The sequence below is a fragment of the Streptomyces sp. NPDC107471 genome, assembly GCF_055582845.1.
The window spans coordinates 778423-796986 of record NZ_JBVJPC010000003.1 but is presented as its reverse complement, the minus strand read 5'-3'; the positions used below and the strand labels follow the sequence as shown (position 1 = coordinate 796986).

General features: G+C 73.2%; 15 protein-coding genes and 1 pseudogene. 10 read left to right on the top strand and 6 right to left on the bottom strand.

Annotated features, from left to right (window positions below):
- Positions 1–165 precede the first annotated feature (165 nt).
- From ACZ66S_RS13150 to ACZ66S_RS13120, 7 genes are read left to right on the top strand one after another with little or no spacing between them, the layout of a single operon-like run.
- Positions 166–636: a (2Fe-2S)-binding protein gene (locus ACZ66S_RS13150; protein WP_469901578.1), complete on the top strand. Its 471-nt coding sequence runs from the start codon at positions 166–168 to the stop codon at positions 634–636.
- Complete coding sequence (locus ACZ66S_RS13145; RefSeq protein ID WP_469901577.1) at positions 633–2978, top strand: xanthine dehydrogenase family protein molybdopterin-binding subunit; 2346 nt, start codon at positions 633–635, stop codon at positions 2976–2978. Before ACZ66S_RS13150 ends, ACZ66S_RS13145 begins: the two co-directional genes overlap by 4 nt.
- Complete coding sequence (locus ACZ66S_RS13140; RefSeq protein ID WP_469901576.1) at positions 2975–3832, top strand: FAD binding domain-containing protein; 858 nt, start codon at positions 2975–2977, stop codon at positions 3830–3832. The genes ACZ66S_RS13145 and ACZ66S_RS13140 overlap by 4 nt, the downstream gene beginning before the upstream one ends.
- Entirely contained in the window at positions 3829–4710 is an 882-nt protein-coding gene (locus ACZ66S_RS13135) for an AAA family ATPase (protein ID WP_469901575.1), read from the top strand. The genes ACZ66S_RS13140 and ACZ66S_RS13135 overlap by 4 nt, the downstream gene beginning before the upstream one ends.
- Before the next feature lie 5 nt (positions 4711–4715).
- On the top strand, positions 4716–5825 hold the full coding sequence (locus ACZ66S_RS13130) for a vWA domain-containing protein (RefSeq protein ID WP_469901740.1): 1110 nt from the start codon (positions 4716–4718) through the stop codon (positions 5823–5825).
- Positions 5818–6918 (top strand): XdhC family protein, encoded by a 1101-nt coding sequence (locus tag ACZ66S_RS13125; protein WP_469901574.1) that lies wholly within the window; start codon positions 5818–5820, stop codon positions 6916–6918. Before ACZ66S_RS13130 ends, ACZ66S_RS13125 begins: the two co-directional genes overlap by 8 nt.
- 30 nt (positions 6919–6948) lie before the next feature.
- Complete coding sequence (locus tag ACZ66S_RS13120) at positions 6949–7587, top strand: SRPBCC family protein (protein WP_469901573.1); 639 nt, start codon at positions 6949–6951, stop codon at positions 7585–7587.
- 224 nt (positions 7588–7811) lie between these two features.
- Here ACZ66S_RS13120 and ACZ66S_RS13115 read toward each other — a convergent pair whose 3' ends face one another.
- A complete protein-coding gene (locus ACZ66S_RS13115; protein ID WP_469901572.1) occupies positions 7812–8324 on the bottom strand; it encodes a metallophosphoesterase family protein in 513 nt (170 codons plus the stop codon).
- 312 nt (positions 8325–8636) lie between these two features.
- On the opposite strand from ACZ66S_RS13115, the gene ACZ66S_RS13110 reads away from it, so the two are divergent.
- Positions 8637–10580 (top strand): glycosyltransferase family 2 protein, encoded by a 1944-nt coding sequence (locus tag ACZ66S_RS13110; protein ID WP_469901571.1) that lies wholly within the window; start codon positions 8637–8639, stop codon positions 10578–10580.
- Positions 10581–10648: 68 nt separating this feature from the next.
- Here the strand turns inward: ACZ66S_RS13110 and ACZ66S_RS13105 are convergent, their stop codons facing one another.
- From ACZ66S_RS13105 to ACZ66S_RS13085, 5 genes and pseudogenes are all read right to left on the bottom strand, one after another.
- On the bottom strand, positions 10649–11452 hold the full coding sequence (locus ACZ66S_RS13105) for a class I SAM-dependent methyltransferase (protein WP_469901570.1): 804 nt from the start codon (positions 11450–11452) through the stop codon (positions 10649–10651).
- A gap of 595 nt (positions 11453–12047) precedes the next feature.
- Positions 12048–12221: pseudogene (locus tag ACZ66S_RS13100) on the bottom strand (sugar phosphate nucleotidyltransferase); the annotation flags it as partial.
- Between the two features lie 76 nt (positions 12222–12297).
- On the bottom strand, positions 12298–12474 hold the full coding sequence (locus ACZ66S_RS13095) for a hypothetical protein (protein WP_469901569.1): 177 nt from the start codon (positions 12472–12474) through the stop codon (positions 12298–12300).
- Positions 12475–12628: 154 nt separating this feature from the next.
- Entirely contained in the window at positions 12629–13048 is a 420-nt protein-coding gene (locus ACZ66S_RS13090) for a CBS domain-containing protein (protein WP_469901568.1), read from the bottom strand.
- A 46-nt stretch (positions 13049–13094) separates the two neighbouring features.
- Positions 13095–15548: a SpoIIE family protein phosphatase gene (locus ACZ66S_RS13085; RefSeq protein ID WP_469901567.1), complete on the bottom strand. Its 2454-nt coding sequence runs from the start codon at positions 15546–15548 to the stop codon at positions 13095–13097.
- A 185-nt stretch (positions 15549–15733) separates the two neighbouring features.
- Between ACZ66S_RS13085 and lanKC the strand changes: the two genes are divergently transcribed.
- Positions 15734–18358 carry a class III lanthionine synthetase LanKC gene (lanKC, locus tag ACZ66S_RS13080; protein ID WP_469901566.1) on the top strand — a complete coding sequence of 875 codons (2625 nt, stop codon included), beginning with the start codon at positions 15734–15736 and terminating at the stop codon, positions 18356–18358.
- A gap of 59 nt (positions 18359–18417) precedes the next feature.
- On the top strand, positions 18418–18534 hold the full coding sequence (locus tag ACZ66S_RS13075; protein ID WP_020117173.1) for a SapB/AmfS family lanthipeptide: 117 nt from the start codon (positions 18418–18420) through the stop codon (positions 18532–18534).
- The last annotated feature ends 30 nt before the right edge of the window (positions 18535–18564 follow it).

Here is an 18564-nt window from a genome sequence, read left to right as displayed (position 1 = left end):
ATGACGGCTCCTGGATCGTGCGCGGGCAAAGACCTCTGAAGTGCAGCAGGCGCGAACCGTCGACGGCAACGGATTAACGCTCAACCAGTCGCGTCCCGACTCTCGCCCCCTCCCCGGAGCGGTCCTAGAGTGACGCACATCACGTCCGTGGTCCTGGGAGGGCACATGACCCGTATCTCGGTGAAAGTGGACGGCACGGTGTATCAGGACGAGGTGGAACCTCGTCTTCTGCTGATCCACTACCTGCGCGACAGGCTGGGCCTGACCGGCACTCCCATCGGCTGCGACACCTCCAACTGCGGGGCCTGCACGGTCGATCTGGACGGGGCGACCGTCAAGAGCTGCTCGGTGCTCGCCGTCCAGGCGGACGGGAGCGAAGTGACCACCGTGGAGGGGCTGGGCCGCAACGGCGAGTGGACCGGCCTCCAGCGCGCCTTCCACGAGCGGCACGCCCTCCAGTGCGGCTACTGCACTCCAGGCATGCTCATGGCGGCGCGCGATCTGCTCCGCGAGAACCCGCACCCGACCTCGGACGAGGTGCGTCACGCCCTGGAGGGCAACCTCTGCCGCTGCACGGGCTACCAGAACATCGTGCGGGCCGTCCTGGCCGCGGCCGACCAGGGGATGACCACATGAGCGAGGTCGGCACCGCCCGGCTGCGCAAGGAAGACGCCCGGCTCCTCACCGGGCAGACGCGCTGGACGGACAACATCGACTCCAACGGGCTGCTCCACCTCGCGATCCTTCGCAGCCCCATGGCACACGCGCGCGTGGACCGCGTCGACGTCTCCCCCGCCCTCGAACGGCCCGGCGTGGTCGCCGCGTTCAGCGGCGCGGACCTCGCGGCGGGCCTGGGATCGCTGCCCTGCGCCTGGCCGGTGACCGAGGACATCGTGCTGCCCGACCACCCGCCGATCGCGGTGCACGAGGTGCGCCACGCCGGTGACCCGGTGGCCGTGGTGGTCGCCCGCGACCGGTACGCGGCCGCCGACGCCCTGGAGGCGGTCGAGGTCGAGTACACACCGCTGCCCCCGGTCCTGGACCTGGAGGCGGCACTGGCCGAGGACTCCCCCCTCGTCCACTCCGACAAGGGCACCAACCGCTGCTACGACTGGCCGCTGCACACCGGCGAGGACTTCGCGGCGGTACGCCAGCGCGCCGAGGTGACCCTCAGGCGCCGCTACCACCAGCAGCGGCTCATCCCCAACGCCATGGAACCGCGCGCGGTCGTCGTCACCCCCATCGCCGCGTCCGACGAGTACACGGTCCACTCCTCCACGCAGATCCCGCACATCCTGCGGGTCATGCTCGCCGTGGTCACCGGCGTGCCCGAGCACAAACTGCGGGTGGTCGCCCCGGACGTGGGCGGCGGCTTCGGCTCCAAGCTCCAGGTGTACGGCGAGGAGGCGATCGCCCTCGCGGTCGCACGCCGCCTCGGACGGCCCGTCAAGTGGACCGAGTCGCGCTCCGAGGGCTACCTCGCCACCCACCACGGGCGGGGCATGATCCAGGACGTCGAGATCGCCGCGAACCGCGACGGCTGGCTGCTGGGCCTCAAGGCCGACCTGCTCGTCGACATGGGCGCCTACCTGATGCTGGTCACCCCGGGCATCCCGATCCTGGGCGCGTTCATGTACCCGGGCATCTACAAGATGGACTCCTACGAGCTGAACGTCACCGGCGTCTTCACGACCAGGACGCCGACGGACGCCTACCGCGGCGCCGGCCGCCCGGAGGCCACGTTCGCCATCGAGCGGATCATGGACGAGCTGGCCGTCGAACTCGGCCTAGACCCGGTGGAGTTGCGGCGCCGCAACTGGATCCGCCACGAGGAGTTCCCGTACACCACCATCGCGGGTCTCACCTACGACAGCGGCAACTACGAGGCCGCGACCGACAGGGCGCTCGCGCTGTTCGACTACGACAAGCTGCGCGCCGAGCAGGCGGACCGCAACCAGCGGGGCGACACCGTACGGCTCGGGATCGGGGTGTCGACGTACACCGAGATGTGCGGGCTGGCGCCGAGCCGGGTGCTGCGGGACCTCAGGTACGCGGCCGGCGGCTGGGAGGCGGCGAGCGTGCGCATGCTGCCGACCGGCAAGGTCGAGGTGGTCACCGGGACCAGTCCGCACGGCCAGGGACACGTGACCAGTTGGAGCCAGATCGCCGCCGACGTGCTCGGGGTGCCCTTCGAGGACGTCCAGGTGGTGCACGGGGACACCCGGGCGGCACCGCAGGGCATGGACACCTACGGCTCGCGGTCGCTGGTGGTCGGCGGCACCGCCGTGCACCACGCGGCCACGAAGGTCGTCGACAAGGCCCGCAGGGTCGCCGCGCACCTGCTCGAGGCGAGCGAGCGGGACCTGGAGTTCACCGACGGCGTCTTCTCCGTGAAGGGGTCGCCCGAGGCGCGCAGGACCATCCAGGAGATCGCCTTCGAGACGTTCACCTCGCACGACCTGCCCGACGGCGTGGAGCCCACCATCAACGCGGGGCACCTGACGGACCCGGACGACTTCTCCTACCCGCACGGCACCCACCTGTGCGCGGTCGAGGTCGACACCGAGACCGGGCTGACCCGGATCAGGTCGTACGTCGCCGTCGACGACGTCGGCCGGGTGATCAACCCGATGATCGTCGAGGGCCAGGTGCACGGCGGCCTCGCCCAGGGCATCGCCCAGGCCCTGTACGAGGAAGCGGTCTACGACGACGAGGGCAACCTCGTCTCCGGCACGATGGCCGACTACCTGGTGCCGTCGGCCCCCGACCTGCCCGACTTCGTGACGGAACGCACGCAGACCCCCGCGACCACGAACCCTCTGGGCGTCAAGGGAGTCGGCGAGGCCGGCACCATCGCCTCCACCCCGGCCGTAGTCGGCGCGGTCGTGGACGCGCTGCGACCGCTCGGCGTGCGGGACGTGCGGATGCCCTGCACGCCCGAGCGGGTCTGGCAGGCCCTGAAGGAGGCCTCGGCATGATTCCTCCCAGCTTCGAGTACGCCCGCCCCGGCAGCGTCGAGGAGACGGTACGCGTGCTCGCCAAGGGCGGCGAGGACGCCAAGGTGCTGGCCGGCGGGCAGAGTCTGCTGCCGCTGCTCAGGCTCCGCCTCGCCTTTCCCGAACTGGTCGTGGACGTCGGACGCGTCCCCGGGCTTGCCGGGGTGCGCGAGGAGGGCGCGACGCTCGTCGTCGGCGCGCTCACCACGCACCACGACGTGATCCGCGACCCGCTCGTCCGCCGGCACGCGGGCCTGCTGGCCGCCGCCGCGGCCGGGGTCGGCGATCCCGCCGTACGCCACCGGGGCACCGTCGGCGGCTCGCTCGCGCACGCCGACCCGGCCGGGGACCTGCCCGCCGTCGCGCTCGCCCTGGACGCGGAGCTGATCGCCGCGGGTCCGGGCGGCCGGCGGGCCATCCCCGCCCGGGAGTTCTTCGTCGACTACCTCCAGAGCGCGCTCGAGCCCGACGAACTGCTGGTGGAGATCCGCATTCCGAAGGCCGACGGCTGGGGCTTCCACTACGAGAAGTTCCACCGCTCGGCGCAGTCCTGGGCGGTCGTCGGCGTGGCCGCGCTGGTCCGGCGGCGGGACGACGGGCACATCGCCGAGGCCCGTGTCGGACTGACCAACATGGGGTCCACTCCCCTGCGCGCCACGGCCACCGAGGAGGCCCTGCCCGGCAGCGCGGACGCCGAGGCCGTGGCGCGGGCCGCGGAGTCGGCGGCCGAGGGGACCGGCCCCGCGCAGGACCTGTCCGGGTCCCCCGCCTACCGTGCGCATCTCGCGCGGGTGCTGACCAGGCGGGCGGTGCTGGCCGCCGCGGGAATGGGGTGAACCGCATCCGGGGCGTCGAGGAGCCGGGCGACGTACGGGCCCGCCTGGAGGAGACCGGGTATCTCGTCGACGACGGGCTGGCGATCGCCTGCTTCCTCGCGCTGCGGCTGCACCGACCGCTGTTCTGCGAGGGCGACGCCGGTGTCGGCAAGACAGCGCTGGCCGCCGCCCTCGCCGAGGCGCTCGACGCCCCGCTGATCCGGCTCCAGTGCCACGAGGGCATCGACGCCGCACAAGCCCTGTACGACTGGGACTTCCCCCGTCAGCTCCTGCACCTGCGGGCCGCGGAGGCGGCCGGGGCCGTGGACGCCGACCGGCTGGAGGGCGAGCTGTACGACCGCCGGTTCCTGCTCGCCCGGCCGTTGCTGCGGGCCCTGGAGACCTGGCCGTCGGTCCTGCTGATCGACGAGATCGACCGGGCCGACGACGAGTTCGAGGCGTTCCTGCTGGAGCTGCTGTCGGAGTTCTCGGTGACCGTCCCGGAGCTGGGCACCGTGCGGGCCCGGGTGCCGCCGGTGGTCGTCCTCACCTCCAACCGGACCCGTGAGGTGCACGACGCGTTGAAGCGCCGCTGCCTGTACCACTGGTTCGAGCATCCCGGCTTCGACCGTGAACTGGCCATCGTGCGGCGGCGGTTGCCCGGCGTGTCGGCCCGGCTGGCGGAGCAGGTGACCGCGCTGGTGCAGACCCTGCGCGCGCAGGACCTGCTCAAGCCGCCCGGGGTGGCCGAGACGATCGACTGGACCGAGGCACTGGACGCGCTCGGGGCGCGCGAGGTGGACACGGAACGTGCGGTGGCGACGCTGGGCTCGGTGCTGAAGTACCGGGAGGACACGGAGCGGGCCCGCGAGCTGCTGGTGGCCCGGCGGGACACGTGATCACGGTGACGGGCACGGAACGGGCCGACGCCGTCCTCCTCTCCTTCGTCTACGCCCTGCGGACCGCCGGCGTCGACGCGAGCCCCGAGCGCGTGCACGCCTTCCTGCGGGCGACGGCCGAGCTCGGCCCGGCCCGGGTCTACTGGGCGGGGCGACTGACCTTGTGCGCGGGCCACGACGACCTGGAGCGCTACGACCGGGTGTTCGCGGCCTGCTTCGCCGGCATCGCACCCGCCCCGCAGCCGGCCGGCCTCCCCCCGCGAGGTGTGCGCCTCACCGTCCGGGAGGGGACGGCGGAACGCCCCGCACGTACGGGAGCCGAGCCCGGTCTCCCGGCGGCGGCCGTCCTCGCCAGTTCCGCCGAGGTGCTGCGCCACCGGGACATCGCCGATCTGGACCCCGCCGAGCGCGCGGTCCTCCGACGGCTGCTGACCGCGCTCGCACTGCCCGGCCAGGCACGGCGTACGGCCCGGCGCCGACCTGCGCGACACGGCGGTGTCGACCCGCGCCGCACTGTGCGGGAGCTGCTGCGACGCGGCGGGGAACCGTCCGAGCCGCGGTACCGGCAACGCACCGAGCGGCCCCGCCGGGTCGTCCTGCTCGTCGACGTCAGCGGCTCGATGGCGCCGTACGCCGACGCCCTGCTGCGCTTCGCCCACGCGGCCGCCCGCGGTACCCGTACCGAGGTGTTCACGCTCGCCACCCGGTTGACCCGCGTCACCCGGGAGCTCTCGCACCGCGATCCGGACCGGGCGATGGCGGCGCTCGCCGGGGCGGTGCCCGACTGGCGCGGGGGCACCCGGCTCGGTGAGCTGCTGCGCGAGTTCCTGGACCGCTGGGGGCAGCGGGGCACCGCACGCGGGGCGGTCGTGGTGGTGCTGTCGGACGGCTGGGAGCGTGGCGATCCGGAGCTGCTCGCGGCCCAGATGCGACGCTTGCACCGGCTGGCGCACCGGGTGATCTGGGCCAATCCGCTCAAGGCGCGCCCCGGTTACGCGCCCCTGGCGGCCGGAATGGCGGCCGCGCTGCCGAGCGTGGACGCGTTCGTCGAGGGGCACAGCCTGGCCGCGCTGGAGCGTCTGGCGGCGGTGGTGAAAGGAGCCGACGATGCGTGACATCCTCCCGGTGCTGAACGGCTGGTACACGGCGGGGCTGCCGTTCGGGCTGGCCACGGTCGTCGCGACGAGCCGGAGCGCGCCCCGCGACCCGGGCGCGGCCATGGCGGTCGGGCGGGACGACGAGGTCGTCGGCAGTGTGTCCGGCGGCTGTGTCGAAGGGGCCGTCTTCGAGCTGGCGCAGGAGGTCGTGGCGAGCGGCGAGGCCCGACTGGAGACCTTCGGGTACAGCGACGAGGACGCCTTCGCGGTGGGGCTCACCTGCGGCGGGGAGATCACCGTTCTGGTACGGCCCGTGACGGCCGCCCTCGATCCCGCGTTCGCCGACATCGCCGAGTCGGTCGCCGGGGGCCGCCCGGTGACCGTGGCGACGGTGACCGACGGACCCGCACCGCGCGGTGCCACGCTCGCCGTGTGGCCGGGCCGGGTCGCGGGCACCCTCGGCAGCACCGGTCTCGACGTGGCGGTCACCGCCGACGCACGGGGTGAACTGGCCCTGGGCGCCACGGGGTTGAGGCACTACGGCCCGCGCGGGGAGCGGCGCGAGGACGCGGTCGGCGTCTTCCTGCACTCCTTCGCGCCGCCGCCCCGCATGCTGGTCTTCGGCGCGATCGACTACGCGGCCGCCGTCGCCCGCATCGGCGCGTTCCTCGGCTACCGGGTCACCGTGTGCGACGCCCGCCCGGTCTTCGCCACGCCCAAGCGCTTCCCCGAGGGCGTGGAGGTCGTCGTGGACTGGCCGCACCGCTACCTCGCCGGCACCGCCACCGACGAGCGCACCGTGATCTGCGTCCTGACCCACGATCCCAAGTTCGACGTGCCCCTGCTGGAGGAGGCGCTGCGCCGGCCGGCGGCGTACATCGGGGCGATGGGCAGCCGCCGTACCCACGACGACCGGATGACGCGGCTCGCCGCGTCGGACCTGACCGGGGCCGAGCTGTCCCGGCTGCGCTCCCCGGTCGGTCTCGACCTCGGGGCCCGCACCCCGGAGGAGGTCGCCGTCTCGGTGGCCGCCGAGATCGTCGCCCTGCGCTGGGGCGGCAGCGGTGCCCCGCTGACGGCGACGGCGGGGGCGATCCATCCGCCCGCGTGAAGCCCGCGTGAAGCCTGCCTGGAGGTAGCCATGGAACTGCACCACGCGTTCACCGTGCCCGTCCCGGTCGACGAGGCCTGGCGGGCGCTCCGCGACATCGAGCGGGTCGCGCCCTGCATGTCCGGGGCGAGCGTCGAGGACTACGACGGCAAGACCGTGACCGGCTCGGTGAAGGTCAAGGTCGGGCCGATCACCGTGACGTACCGGGGGACCGCGGTCTTCGAGGAGCAGGACGAGGCCGCGCACCGCCTGGTGCTGCTCGCGAGCGGCCGGGAGATCCGCGGCCAGGGCACCGCCCGGGCCACGGTGACCGGCACGCTCACCGCCCGGGACGGCGGTACGGCCGTGTCGGTGCGGACGGATCTGGCGGTGACCGGGCGGCCGGCGCAGTTCGGCCGGGGTGTCCTGGCGGAGGTCGGCGACCGGCTGGTCGGCCGGTTCGCCGACTGCCTGGCGGAACGGCTGGCCGAGCCCGCGCAGACGGAGCCCGGGGTGGCCGAGGAGGCCGGGCAGGCGGCCCGACCGGCCGAGGAGACCGACGACCAGCCGCTCGACCTGCTGCGCACGCTCGGCCCACCGCTCGCCAGGCGGGCGGTGGCCGCGCTGGCCGCGGCCGCCGTCGTGGGGGTGGCGGTCACGCGGCTACGACGACGGCTGCGAAAGAAGTGAGGCGTACCAGGTGTGAGGCGCGCCCAGAGGGGTAGGCGCCGACATACGGGAGAGGGCGTCCGAGCCCCCACCCCGCCTCCGATCGGGAAGGAGGTCCGTGAAAGCGCACACTCGTAGCGTCCGGGCCGTTCCCCTGTACTCGGAGCGGCCCGGATCTCATGACCACCGCCGGGCAGGCTGAGAGCCACGCCGTGCACCGGCACGCCATACGGGTCCCCGTGCGCCTACGGTGAGACGGTCCGGGGCGGCAGGCGGTGCAGGCGTACGTCCGTGAGCCGGCCGTCGGCGACGGTGGCGGTCATGTAGGTGCAGTGGGGCTGGCGGCGGCGGTCGGTCGGCGAACCGGGGTTGAGCAGCCGCAGTCCGCCGGGCGCGGTGGTGTCCCAGGGAATGTGGCTGTGGCCGAAGACCAGCACGTCGGCGTCGGGGTAGCGGGCGGCACAGCGGGCCTCGCGCCCCTGGGCGGCCCCGGTCTCGTGGACGACGGCGAAGCTCAGGCCGCCCAGTTCGACGTACGCCACCTCGGGCAGCCGGGCGCGCAGCTCGGGCCCGTCGTTGTTGCCGTACACGCCGACGAGCCGGGCGCTGCGGCTCTCCAGCAGGTCGAGCGTGGCGGTGTCGACCCAGTCACCGGCGTGGAACACCACGTCGGCGTGCGGGAGTTCGGCGAGCAGCGGGGCCGGGAGTTGCTTGGCGCGCTTGGGCAGGTGGGTGTCGGACATCAGCAGCAGGCGCACGGGACCACCCTAGACGGGTCGGCGGCCGGCCCCGCCCGATGAGGGGCGCGCCCTGTGCCGGTGTCGAAGTCGATGTCCTGTCACGGAACCGACGGGCGCCCGCGCGCATCTTCAGGTGCGAGGTACGACGATCGCGGCGTCGGACGCCGGCGGCGTCGCTGTCGCGGATCCGCCGCACGTCACCCCGTCGCCGGGTGCACGGCCGGTCAAGGCAGCCTGCCGACGCGGCACTTGTCCGTCGGAGTTAACATCGGCCCACAAAGCGTCGAACCGTGACGCAAGCCACAAGCCACCCAAGGAGTCCGGACACCGATGCCGGTCAAGGTCAGCGTCGTCATCCCCGTCTACAACCCGGGGAACTACATCGAGGACTGCATCGCCTCGCTGCGCAGGCAGTCCCTGCCCCCGGACGAGTACGAGGCGATCTTCGTCAACGACGGATCGACCGACGGCACGCCGGCCCGGCTCGACGCGCTGGCCGCCGAGGTGGAGAACATCACGGTCATCCACCAGGAGGCCTCGGGCTGGTCGGGCAAGCCCCGCAACGTCGGGATCGAGGCCTCCCGCGGCGAATTCGTCATGTTCGTCGACAACGACGACTACCTCGGCGACGAAGCCCTGGAGCGGATGTACGACTACGCGGTCGCCAACGGCGCCGACGTCGTCGTGGGCAAAATGGCCGGCAAGGGGCGCGGTGTCCCGGTGGAGCTGTTCCGCCGCAACCACCCCCGCGCCACCGTCGACAACGCCCCGCTGATCGACAGCCTGACCCCGCACAAGATGTTCCGGCGGGCCTTCCTCGACCGCATCGGCCTGCGCTTCCCCGAGGGCAGGCGCCGGCTGGAGGACCACGTCTTCGTCACCGAGGCGTACCTGCGCGCGGACAACGTCTCCGTGCTCGGCGACTACGTCTGCTACTACCACCTCAAGCGGGACGACGCCTCCAACGCGGGCTTCCAGCGCTTCGACCCGGTGGGCTACTTCGCGAACCTGCGCGAGGCGCTCGACGTCGTCGAGAAGTACACCGAGCCGGGGCCCACCCGCGACCGGTTGTTCCGTCGCTGGCTGCGCAACGAGATGGTCGAGCGGATGCGCGGCAGGCGGCTGCTCGCCGCGCCCGAGGACTACCGCAAGGAGCTCTTCACCGAGATCCGCGGTGTGGTCGTCGAGCGCTTCGGACCCGGTGTCGCGGCCGGCCTCCAGCCCACCCAGCAGGTCGTCGCCGCGCTGATCGCCGACGGCCGCCTCGACGACCTGGTCGCGTTCGCCGAGTGGGAGGCCTCCGTGGACTCCCGGGTCGAGCCGGACGGCGTCGAGTGGGACGGGGGTGTGCTCAGGATCGGCCTGTCCGCCGAGCTCGCCTCCCGCGGTACGCCGATGACGTTCCCCGCCGAGGGCAGCGCCGCCCCGATCACCGAGCCGCCGGCGTCCGTGGCGGAGGCCGTGGACCGGGTCGGCGCCCACAGCGTGGCCGGCTTCAAGCGCGCCACGGTCGACCTGCTGCTGCGGGAACGCGCAAGCTCCGCCCAGTACTTCCAGCCCGTTGAGTTCACCCGGGAGACCGTCCCGGCCGAGGACGGCCGGGTGCGGCTGGTGCTGCGGGGCACGGCGGCCCTGGATCCGGCCACCGCGGCCGACGGCGGTCCGCTGGAGGCCGGACTGTGGGACGTGTTCGTCCGGGTCAAGCTGGGCGGCTGGACCAAGCAGTCCCGGCTGGGCCCGGTCTCCCTCAAGGGGCACACGGCCGCGGACGCCGGGGTGGCGGGCGGCCGGGTCGTGCTGCCGTACTGGACCGCGAAGCAGGGCACTCTCGCCCTGGACGTCGACACGGCCGGCGAGCGTCTGCGGCTCGGGCAGGTCATGCCCGGGGAGGTCGCCGTCACCGGTGACCGCGTGGAGGTGCCGGTGCCGTTCCACGTGCCCGGTGACACGCCGGTGGTGCTCGAACTGACCCGGCCCGGTGCCGCGCCCGCGAAGGTGCCCGGCACGCTGCGTCCCCAGGGCTCCGCGGCCCTCCTGGAGGCGGTGCTGCCGGTCGGCGAGCTGGCGGGGGCGGCCTGGCGGGTCGCGCTGAGCCCTGCGCCCGACGCGGAGAAGCCCCGCTTCCATCCGCTGCCGTTCGCGCTGCGGGTGAAGGGGGGCAGGGTCGAGATCGTGGCCGTGCGTCCGCCCCGGCCCGCCCGGCAGCCGCTGGTCCGCAGGGCGCGGCGGCTGGCCGGGAAGCTGGTTCGCCGGCTCCGGGCACGCGGCAGGTAGGAACCGCGCGAGGAACAGATCCGGGGAGGACGCGATCGCGTCCTCCCCGGCGTTTCCGGTCGCTCGGCTCAGCCGGCGTCGCTGAGCTGCTTCAGGCTGGTGCGCAGGTGCTCCCAGCTCCGGTCCCGCTTGGTGCCGCGGTTGCGGGCGTTCACCAGCGGCTTCCAGAAGCCGGCCTCGATCAGCGTCTCCGGCTTGATCGCCACGGTCCGCTCCAGGACCGTCTCCGGCACCTTCTGCGGGTCGGGGACCACGTACTCCGCGATGATCTCGTCGTACTTGTCCTTGAGCACCGTGTTGGTCGGGTCCGCGCCGAAGACCACGAGCTGGCCGGTGGGCTCGGTGTCGACCAGGACGGTCACCAGGTCGGGCCGGTAGCGGTTCAGGACCTCGATGACCTTGTAGACGTCACCGGTCCACGCGTTGGTGTGGCGGTCGCGGGCCGCCTCGTCCACGTTGCGCGGCAGCATGTCGTCGAAGACGATCACGCTGGCCCAGTCCGAGTACTTCTCGACGTTGATGAAGTCGCGCAGCGCGTACTCGAACAGGTGCATGCCGTCGATGAAGGACAGGTCGAGCGTAACGTCCTTCCAGTAACCGAACGGGCTGCGGTTGCGGACGATGTTGCGCAGCGGGTGGCGGCCGCCCTTGAGGTGCTGCAGCGGGTTCTCGCGCGCGAAGAAGTCGTCGCTGGTGGCCTTCGCCAGATGGACGTCGCAGCGGATCTCCGAGACCACCTTGAACGCCGGGTCGATCGCGATGCTCGGTACCCGGGAGAACGTCAGGCTGCGGCCGTCGTTGACGCCGATCTCCAGGTAGTTGCGGTTCGCGCTGGCTTTGTGGAGCCCCCGCAGGAACTCGTGACGTTTCACTGGGAAATCTCCTTGCGGATGTGTGGCAGTGCTTCGTGCAGGGCGGACCGCCGGTCCCGGTGCGAGGCCGGCGCGACCTCCGTCCACCGGTCGTGCCCTAGGGCGCTGTAGGCGGGGCGTGGTGCGGGCCCGTTGCAGGCCCCGCTGCTGGTGGGGCCGTCCCGGTCCGGGTCGGCCGAGGTGCCGGGACGTTCCCCGCACCGGTCCGTCGCGGCTGCCCGCGCCGGAACCGGTTCCGTGGAACATACCTGCTGTGAGCTCCCCATGACAGGACTTCGCGCCGAGGAGCATGATCCTGAGGGAAAAGGCTTGCAAAGTGCGGAAAGACGGAGGGTGACCCTCCGGGTGCGGGGAGCGCCCCCGTGCTCGCCGCAGCGGAGGCCGGCGGCCGAGAGGCTCATGAGGGGACCCGCGCGTCGCCGTGGCCCTCGCGGTGGACTAGGGGCGCGTCGTTCAGGGGCCGGAGCAGGTGGATGATCTCCAACTCGCCCCGCCGGGGCGGCTCGACGGCCCGTACGGCGTCACGCTTCACCGGCGCGGACCGATGCGCGCCGACGAGGGTGCGGTCGTCTCCGGGCTGCTCGCGCGGGGCGCGTCCGGATCTGTCGCCGACGATCACGCCGACCGGGGTGATCCCCGCGGCGGCCAGGGGCTTCGGGCCGTCGACCAGGACGGCCCGCTCGGCGACGGCCACCGGTCGTTCGGCCGGGGTGTGCGTGAGCGGACGCAACCGGGTACCGGCCCCGCCGGACAGCACGAGAGCCTTCATCTGCGTCACCATAGCCCGGATGCGGAGGAACCGGCCATGACCGGGGGGTGACTTGGGGGTGCCGCGGAGAGGGCGCTCAGTCCTCGCCGCGGAAGATGTTGTCCTCGCCCGTGTGCGCCGTGGTGGGGCCGATCCGGTCCTCCACCGCGGGCAGACAGGTCCGCAGGTCTCCCTTGCCGTGCAGGCGACGGGCCCTGGACCAGCCCGTCTCGGGCCGGCGCGCTACGGATTTCTCAACGGTCTGCGGGGTCACGGCGGTTCACCGTCCTTCCATGCTCCTCTCCGGGTCCCCCGGAGGGCGCGGGACAAACGGGCGTGCGACCCGTCACCCCGCCGCCCCCGCACACACATTCGTCGAGGGTCAGGAGCACCGGAACTTGACGGCCGGGCGAACCGGCCCGCCCGGTTCAGGTGTTGGGGCGGGCCACGCTGATGTCGCCCAGGGCCGACTCGGGATCGCGTTCCATGGCGGTGTCGCCGAGGGAGACGATGCCGACGGCGTGGCCGTGGTCGACGACCGGGATCCGGCGCACGGCGTGCTCGCGCATGAGCTCGATCGCGTGGTCCAGGTCGTCCCCGGGGGTGACGGTCACCAGGTCGTCGCTGCACGCGCCGGCCACGGTGGTCCGATCCGGGTCGCCGCCCTCGGCGAGGGACCGCACGACGAGGTCGCGGTCGGTGACCAGGCCGCGCAGTTCGTCGCCGTCGCCGACCAGGACGACGCCGAGGTCCTGGTCCCGCATGATCCGGGCGACGGCCGTCACGGAGGTCTGCGGTTCCACGGTGACCGGGGCGCTGGTCATGATGTCGCTGACGTGCTGAGTCATGACGTACCTCTCTGCTGCGGGGATGGTCCGGTCCGGGTACCCCTCCTCAGACGTCCAGTGCGATCTCGCTCCACACCTGTTTGCCGCCGCTGACCGGAACGCTGCCCCAGGCCGCCGACACCGCCTCGACGAGGAGGATGCCGCGGCCTCCGGTGGCCTCCCAGCCGATGCTGGTGGGTTTGGCGGGGGTGCGCGGCGAGGCGTCGGCGACGGAGACGCGCAGCCGCCTGCCGACGAGGGTGAGGTCGAGGCGGACCTGGCCGCCGGTGTGCACGAGGGCGTTGGTGACGAGTTCGGAGACGACGAGCAGGGCGGTGTCCATGGCGTCCGCGGGGACGCCCCAGGTGCGCAGGGTGCGCCGGGTGAAGCGGCGGGCGTGCCGGGCGGCCTCGGGGACCCGCCAGACGGTCCAGCTCTCCCGCAGCGGGTGGGTGGCCATGCCGTCGTAGCGCAGCAGGAGCAGGGCGACGTCGTCGCTGCGGCGGGCGCCGCCGAGCAGGACGTCCGCGACGAGTCCGAGGTGGGCGGGGTCGGCGCCGGCCACCCCGTGGGCGAAGCGGTCCATGCCGGTGTCGATGTCGGCCTCGGTGGACTCGACGAGACCGTCGGTGGTCAGGGCGACCAGGGTGCCGGGCCGCAGGCGCAGCGGGGTCATCGGGAAGTCGGCCTGGGCCACCACGCCGAGCGGGGGCCCGCCGTCGGCCTCGGCGATCTCCGTGGTCCCGTCGGGGTGGCGCAGCACCGGCGGCAGGTGTCCGGCGCGGACGCACCAGGCGGTGCCCTCCTCCAGGTCGAGGTCCACGTAGGTGCAGGTGACGAAGAGGTCGCTCTCCAGGTCCATCAGGAGCCGGTTGGCGTGGGCGACCACGACGTCCGGGGGGTGGCCCTCGACGGCGTAGGCGCGCAGGGCGGTGCGCATCTGGCCCATGAGGGTCGCGGCGGCGGCGCTGTGGCCCTGGACGTCTCCGATGACCAGGGCGACGCGGTTGTCGGGCAGCGGGATCACGTCGTACCAGTCGCCGCCGAGCTCCAGCCCCGCGGTGCTGGGCAGATAGCGCGCCACGGCGACCGCGCCGGGCAGCCGGGGCAGGCGGCGGGGCAGGAGCTGGCGCTGGAGCATGCCGACGAGTTCGTGTTCGGCGTCGAGGGCGTGGGCGCGCATCAGGGCCTGCCCGGCGAGGCCGGCCGAGGCGGTGAGCAGGGCGCGCTCGTCGGGGTCGAAGTGGTGCGGGGTGTCCCAGCCGATGAGGCAGGCGCCGGCCATGCGGCCCGCGGCGGGCAGCGGCAGGACGGCGAGACCGCCGGGGCCGACGTCGGCGAGGGCGGGTTCCAGGACGGTCCCGGCCGGCCAGATCTGGGCGCGGCCCTCCCGCAGGGCGGTGGCCAGGGTGGGCATGGCCCGTACGGGTGCCTCGGGCCACTCGCTGCGCCACTCCAGGCGCCACAGCTCGGGCCAGGCCTCCTGTTCGGGCGGGTCGAGGACGGTGACGACGAGCCGTTCGTTCTCCAGCTCGGCGAGGGCGATGCGGTCGGCCCTGAGCGGGGCGCGCAGGGCGGAGACGACGGCCTGGCTGACGTCGCGGACGGTGCCCGCCATGGCGAGGGCCGCGGCCAGGCGCTGGACTCGGGCCACGTCGGTGACGTCGGAGCGCAGGGTGGAGGCGTCGGCGACGGTGCCCACGAGCCGGGCGGGCAGGCCCTCGGCGCCGGCCAGCATGCGACCGCGCAGCCTGAGCCATCTGGGTGGCCCGGAGGGCTGCAGGACGCGGAACTCCAGCTCACGGTCGCCGATGGAGGTGTGCCCGGCCTCGAACAGGGACATCAGCGAGGGCAGGTCCTCGGGGACGGTCAGGCCGAGCAGGGTCTCGACCTTGCCGTCGAAGTCGGCCCGGCTCATGCCGAACAGCTCCAGGATGCCGTCGCCGACCTCGACCCGGCCGGTGTCCATGGCGAGGCTGAAGGCGTGGGAGCTGGGTTCGGTGCTCTCCGGCGCGGCCGGCAGGACGGGGCAGACGATCGCGCCGGCGATGAGTTCGAGGGACTTGCGGTCCTCGTCGTCGAAGCCGTGCGGGTCCTCGCTGACGGCCACGAGACAGGCCCGGCCCTCGTCACCGTGCGCGGGCAGCACGGCCAGGTGGAAGTCCCGGCGGGCCGCCCCGCGGGACCCGGCGCCGGCGGCGAGTTCCTCGGGACCGAGGAAGACCGGCCGGCCCGAGCGGTGCGCGTCCGCGGCCGGGGAGCCGCCGGAGGCCGGGTAGCTGTCGCGCAGCCCGTACATCGTCCGGGGGACGCCGGCCGTCTCGACGAGGCACAGGTCCCCGTCCGCACGGGGTGTGTACACGGCGGCGAGCGTCGCCCCCGTGAAGACGAGCGCCTGTTCGAGGATGCGGCGCAGCCGTTCCGGCGAATCGGGACCGTCGGTCAGCGATGTCAGGGCATTTTCGGCACGCAGCGTTCTCGTTCTGCGTCCCGCAGCGCCCTCACTCACCACGTTCGCCATTAGAGCGCTAATACGGCACGCGCGCAGCCCCTGTGAGCGTTCCGTGGAGCGCGCACCCCGTCGGTGCTCGATTCCTCTCGAACAATTCTTGACTCATGCGTTTCTCACGGTGGTCTCGTGACAGCCGTGACTGTCCGTGGCCACCGCCCGCTGGAAGGCTCTGTGGTGGGCCAAGGAGGGGACGCATGGACAAGCGCTACGAGGTGTACGCGCTAGCCGACAGACACTTCTACGAGACGCCCGACCGGATCTCCGCCGGTGAGGCGCCCGTCTACGAGACGGCGCGCCGCGCGGTGCCGGCCGGCTGGGACGCGGCGCGCATCGGCGACTGGCTGACGCTGACGCCGCTGGGCACGGACGGCAAGGCGGTGCCCGGCCCCTCGCAGGGCTGGAAGATCCACGCCTCGGCGACCCGGGAGAACGCGGAGCGGATCGCCGCGATCGTGTGGGACTACTGCGTGCCCCGGCGCATCTCGTTCAAGTTCGTGCCGGGCCCGCACCTGCTGCACCTGCGCAACACCAAGTACGCGGCCCGCGACACCAGCGGCAAGTTCGTCACCATCTACCCGGCCGACGAGGAGCAGCTCCACGACGTGCTCCGGGAGCTGGGCGAGCTCCTGGAGGGCTTCGAAGGGCCGTACATCCTCACCGACCTGCGCTGGCACGAGGGCCCGCTCTACGTCCGCTACGGCGCGTTCGCGCGCACCTTCGTCGTCGACGACCGGGGCTCGCTGGTGCCGGCGGTACGGAACGGCGAGGGCACCCTGGTGCCGGACCGGCGGGAGCCGTCCTTCCAGGTGCCCGAGTGGGTGACGCTGCCCGCCTTCCTGCAGCCCCATCTGGACGCGCGCAACACCACCACGGTCGGCGACCTGCCGTACCGGATCGAGAAGGCGCTGCACTTCTCCAACGGCGGCGGCGTCTACACCGGCACCGACACCCGCGACGGCCGCAGGGTGGTCCTCAAGGAGGGCCGGCCGCACGCCGGACTGGCCGCCGACGGCGCGGACGCCATCGCCCGGCTGGAGCGGGAGAAGGACGCCCTGGAACGGGTGGCGGGAACGGGCGTGGTGCCCGAGGTGCGGGACTGGTTCACCCTCGGCGACCACCGCTTCCTCGTCATGGACTTCCTGGAGGGGCGCCCGCTGAACTCCTTCTTCGCCGAGCGGCACCCGCTGCTCGGTCCGGACCCCGACCCGAAGGCCGTCGCCGACTACACGGCATGGGCGGTGCGCATCCACGGCGAGGTGGAGCGGGCGGTGGAGGCGGTGCACGCCCGCGGGATCGTCTTCAACGACCTGCACGTCTTCAACATCATGGTCGGCCCCGACGAGGAGTCGGTCTCCCTGCTCGACTTCGAGGCGGCCGCGCCGGTCGAGGAGAACGGCCGCCAGGTGGTCGCCCACCCCGGCTTCTTCGCCCCGCCGGACCGCAAGGGCATCGACGTCGACCGCTACGCCCTGGCCTGTCTGCGGATCGCCCTGTTCCTGCCGGTGACCACGCTGTTCGTGGTGGACCGCGGGAAGGCGGCCCATCTGGCCGAGGTGATCCTGCGCCAGTTCCCGGACGTGCCGAGGGAGTTCCTCGACGAGGCGGTCGCGGAGATCACCCGGGACACCGCCACGGACACCGGCGGGCGTACGGTCCCGCGGACCGCGCCGACCTTCGTGGAGCCCGGCGACTGGCCCTACAGCCGCGACTCCATGGTCAAGGCGCTCCTCGCCTCGGCCACCCCGGAGCGCGAGGACCGGCTCTTCCCCGGCGACATCACGCAGTTCAACGACGGCGGCGGCCTCGGACTCGCGCACGGCGCGGCCGGCGTGCTGTACGCGCTGGACGCGATCGGCGCCGAGCGGTACGAGGAGGGCGAGCGCTGGCTCCTGGCCCGCACCGCGCCCCCGCCGACCGGCACACCGCTCGGGCTCTACGACGGCCTCGCGGGCGTCGCCCACGTCCTGGACCGGCTCGGCCACCGGCAGCGCGCCCTCGACCTGGTGGAGCGCGTCCTTGCCGAACGCTGGCAGAACCTCTCCGCCGACCTGCACGGCGGCCTGGCCGGCCTCGGCCTGGTCCTCGGCGAACTGGCCCGCACCACGGGCGAGTCGGAGCTGCGCGAGCGGGCCGCGGAGGCCGCCGACGTCCTCGTACGACGGCTCGCGCAGCCCCTCGCGGACACCCCCAAGCGGCGCCGGGCCGGGCTGCTGAAGGGGTGGACCGGACCCGCGCTGTTCCTGCTGCGGCAGTACGAACACACCCGCGAGCCGCTGCTGTTGCGGGCGGCCGAGGTGGCGCTGCGCAGGGACCTGGAGTGCTGCGTCACCCATCCGAGCGGCTCGCTGGAGGTCGACGAGGGCTGGCGGACGCTGCCCTACCTCGGCGAGGGAAGCGCCGGCATCGGGATGGTCCTGGACGACTACCTCGCCCAGGGAGCCGACACCGAGGGCGAGTTCGAGCGGGCGCGGGCCGGGGTGCTGACCGCCGCCACCAGCCGCTTCTACGTCCAGCCCGGGCTCTTCCAGGGCCGTGCCGGGATGGTCCTGCACCTCGCGCGCACCGACACCCCGGGCGCGACCCGCGAGCGGCTCGCCGAACAGATCGACGGGCTCGGCTGGTTCGCCATGGACTACCAGGGTCAACTGGCCTTCCCCGGCCACCAGATGATGCGGCTGTCGATGGACCTGGGCACCGGAACGGCAGGGTGCCTGCTCGCGCTCGGCGCGGCCCACACGGCCCCCGGCGACCCGGCCACCGCACACCTGCCGTTCCTTCCGCCGCTCCGGCGGCCCCATGAACGCGGTTCCGCGACCTGACGGAACCGTGACCCAACCCCGTCCCCACGGGTGGACGACACCGAGGAAAGGAAACCGAGATGGCACTTCTCGACCTGCAGACGATGGAGTCCGACGAGCACACCGGCGGCGGCGGCAACAGCACCCTGAGCCTGCTGTCCTGCGTCAGCGCCGCGAGCGTCACGCTCTGTCTCTGACAGGCATCGTGCGCCCATGATTCCGGGCGG

Coding starts and splice junctions, on each gene's coding strand:
- ACZ66S_RS13150 (WP_469901578.1), top strand. CDS start 166: ATGACCCGTATCTCGGTGAAAGTGGACGGCACGGTGTATCAGGACGAG.
- ACZ66S_RS13145 (WP_469901577.1), top strand. CDS start 633: ATGAGCGAGGTCGGCACCGCCCGGCTGCGCAAGGAAGACGCCCGGCTC.
- ACZ66S_RS13140 (WP_469901576.1), top strand. CDS start 2,975: ATGATTCCTCCCAGCTTCGAGTACGCCCGCCCCGGCAGCGTCGAGGAG.
- ACZ66S_RS13125 (WP_469901574.1), top strand. CDS start 5,818: ATGCGTGACATCCTCCCGGTGCTGAACGGCTGGTACACGGCGGGGCTG.
- ACZ66S_RS13120 (WP_469901573.1), top strand. CDS start 6,949: ATGGAACTGCACCACGCGTTCACCGTGCCCGTCCCGGTCGACGAGGCC.
- ACZ66S_RS13110 (WP_469901571.1), top strand. CDS start 8,637: ATGCCGGTCAAGGTCAGCGTCGTCATCCCCGTCTACAACCCGGGGAAC.
- ACZ66S_RS13090 (WP_469901568.1), bottom strand. CDS start 13,048: ATGACTCAGCACGTCAGCGACATCATGACCAGCGCCCCGGTCACCGTG.
- ACZ66S_RS13085 (WP_469901567.1), bottom strand. CDS start 15,548: ATGGCGAACGTGGTGAGTGAGGGCGCTGCGGGACGCAGAACGAGAACG.
- lanKC (WP_469901566.1), top strand. CDS start 15,734: ATGGACAAGCGCTACGAGGTGTACGCGCTAGCCGACAGACACTTCTAC.
- ACZ66S_RS13075 (WP_020117173.1), top strand. CDS start 18,418: ATGGCACTTCTCGACCTGCAGACGATGGAGTCCGACGAGCACACCGGC.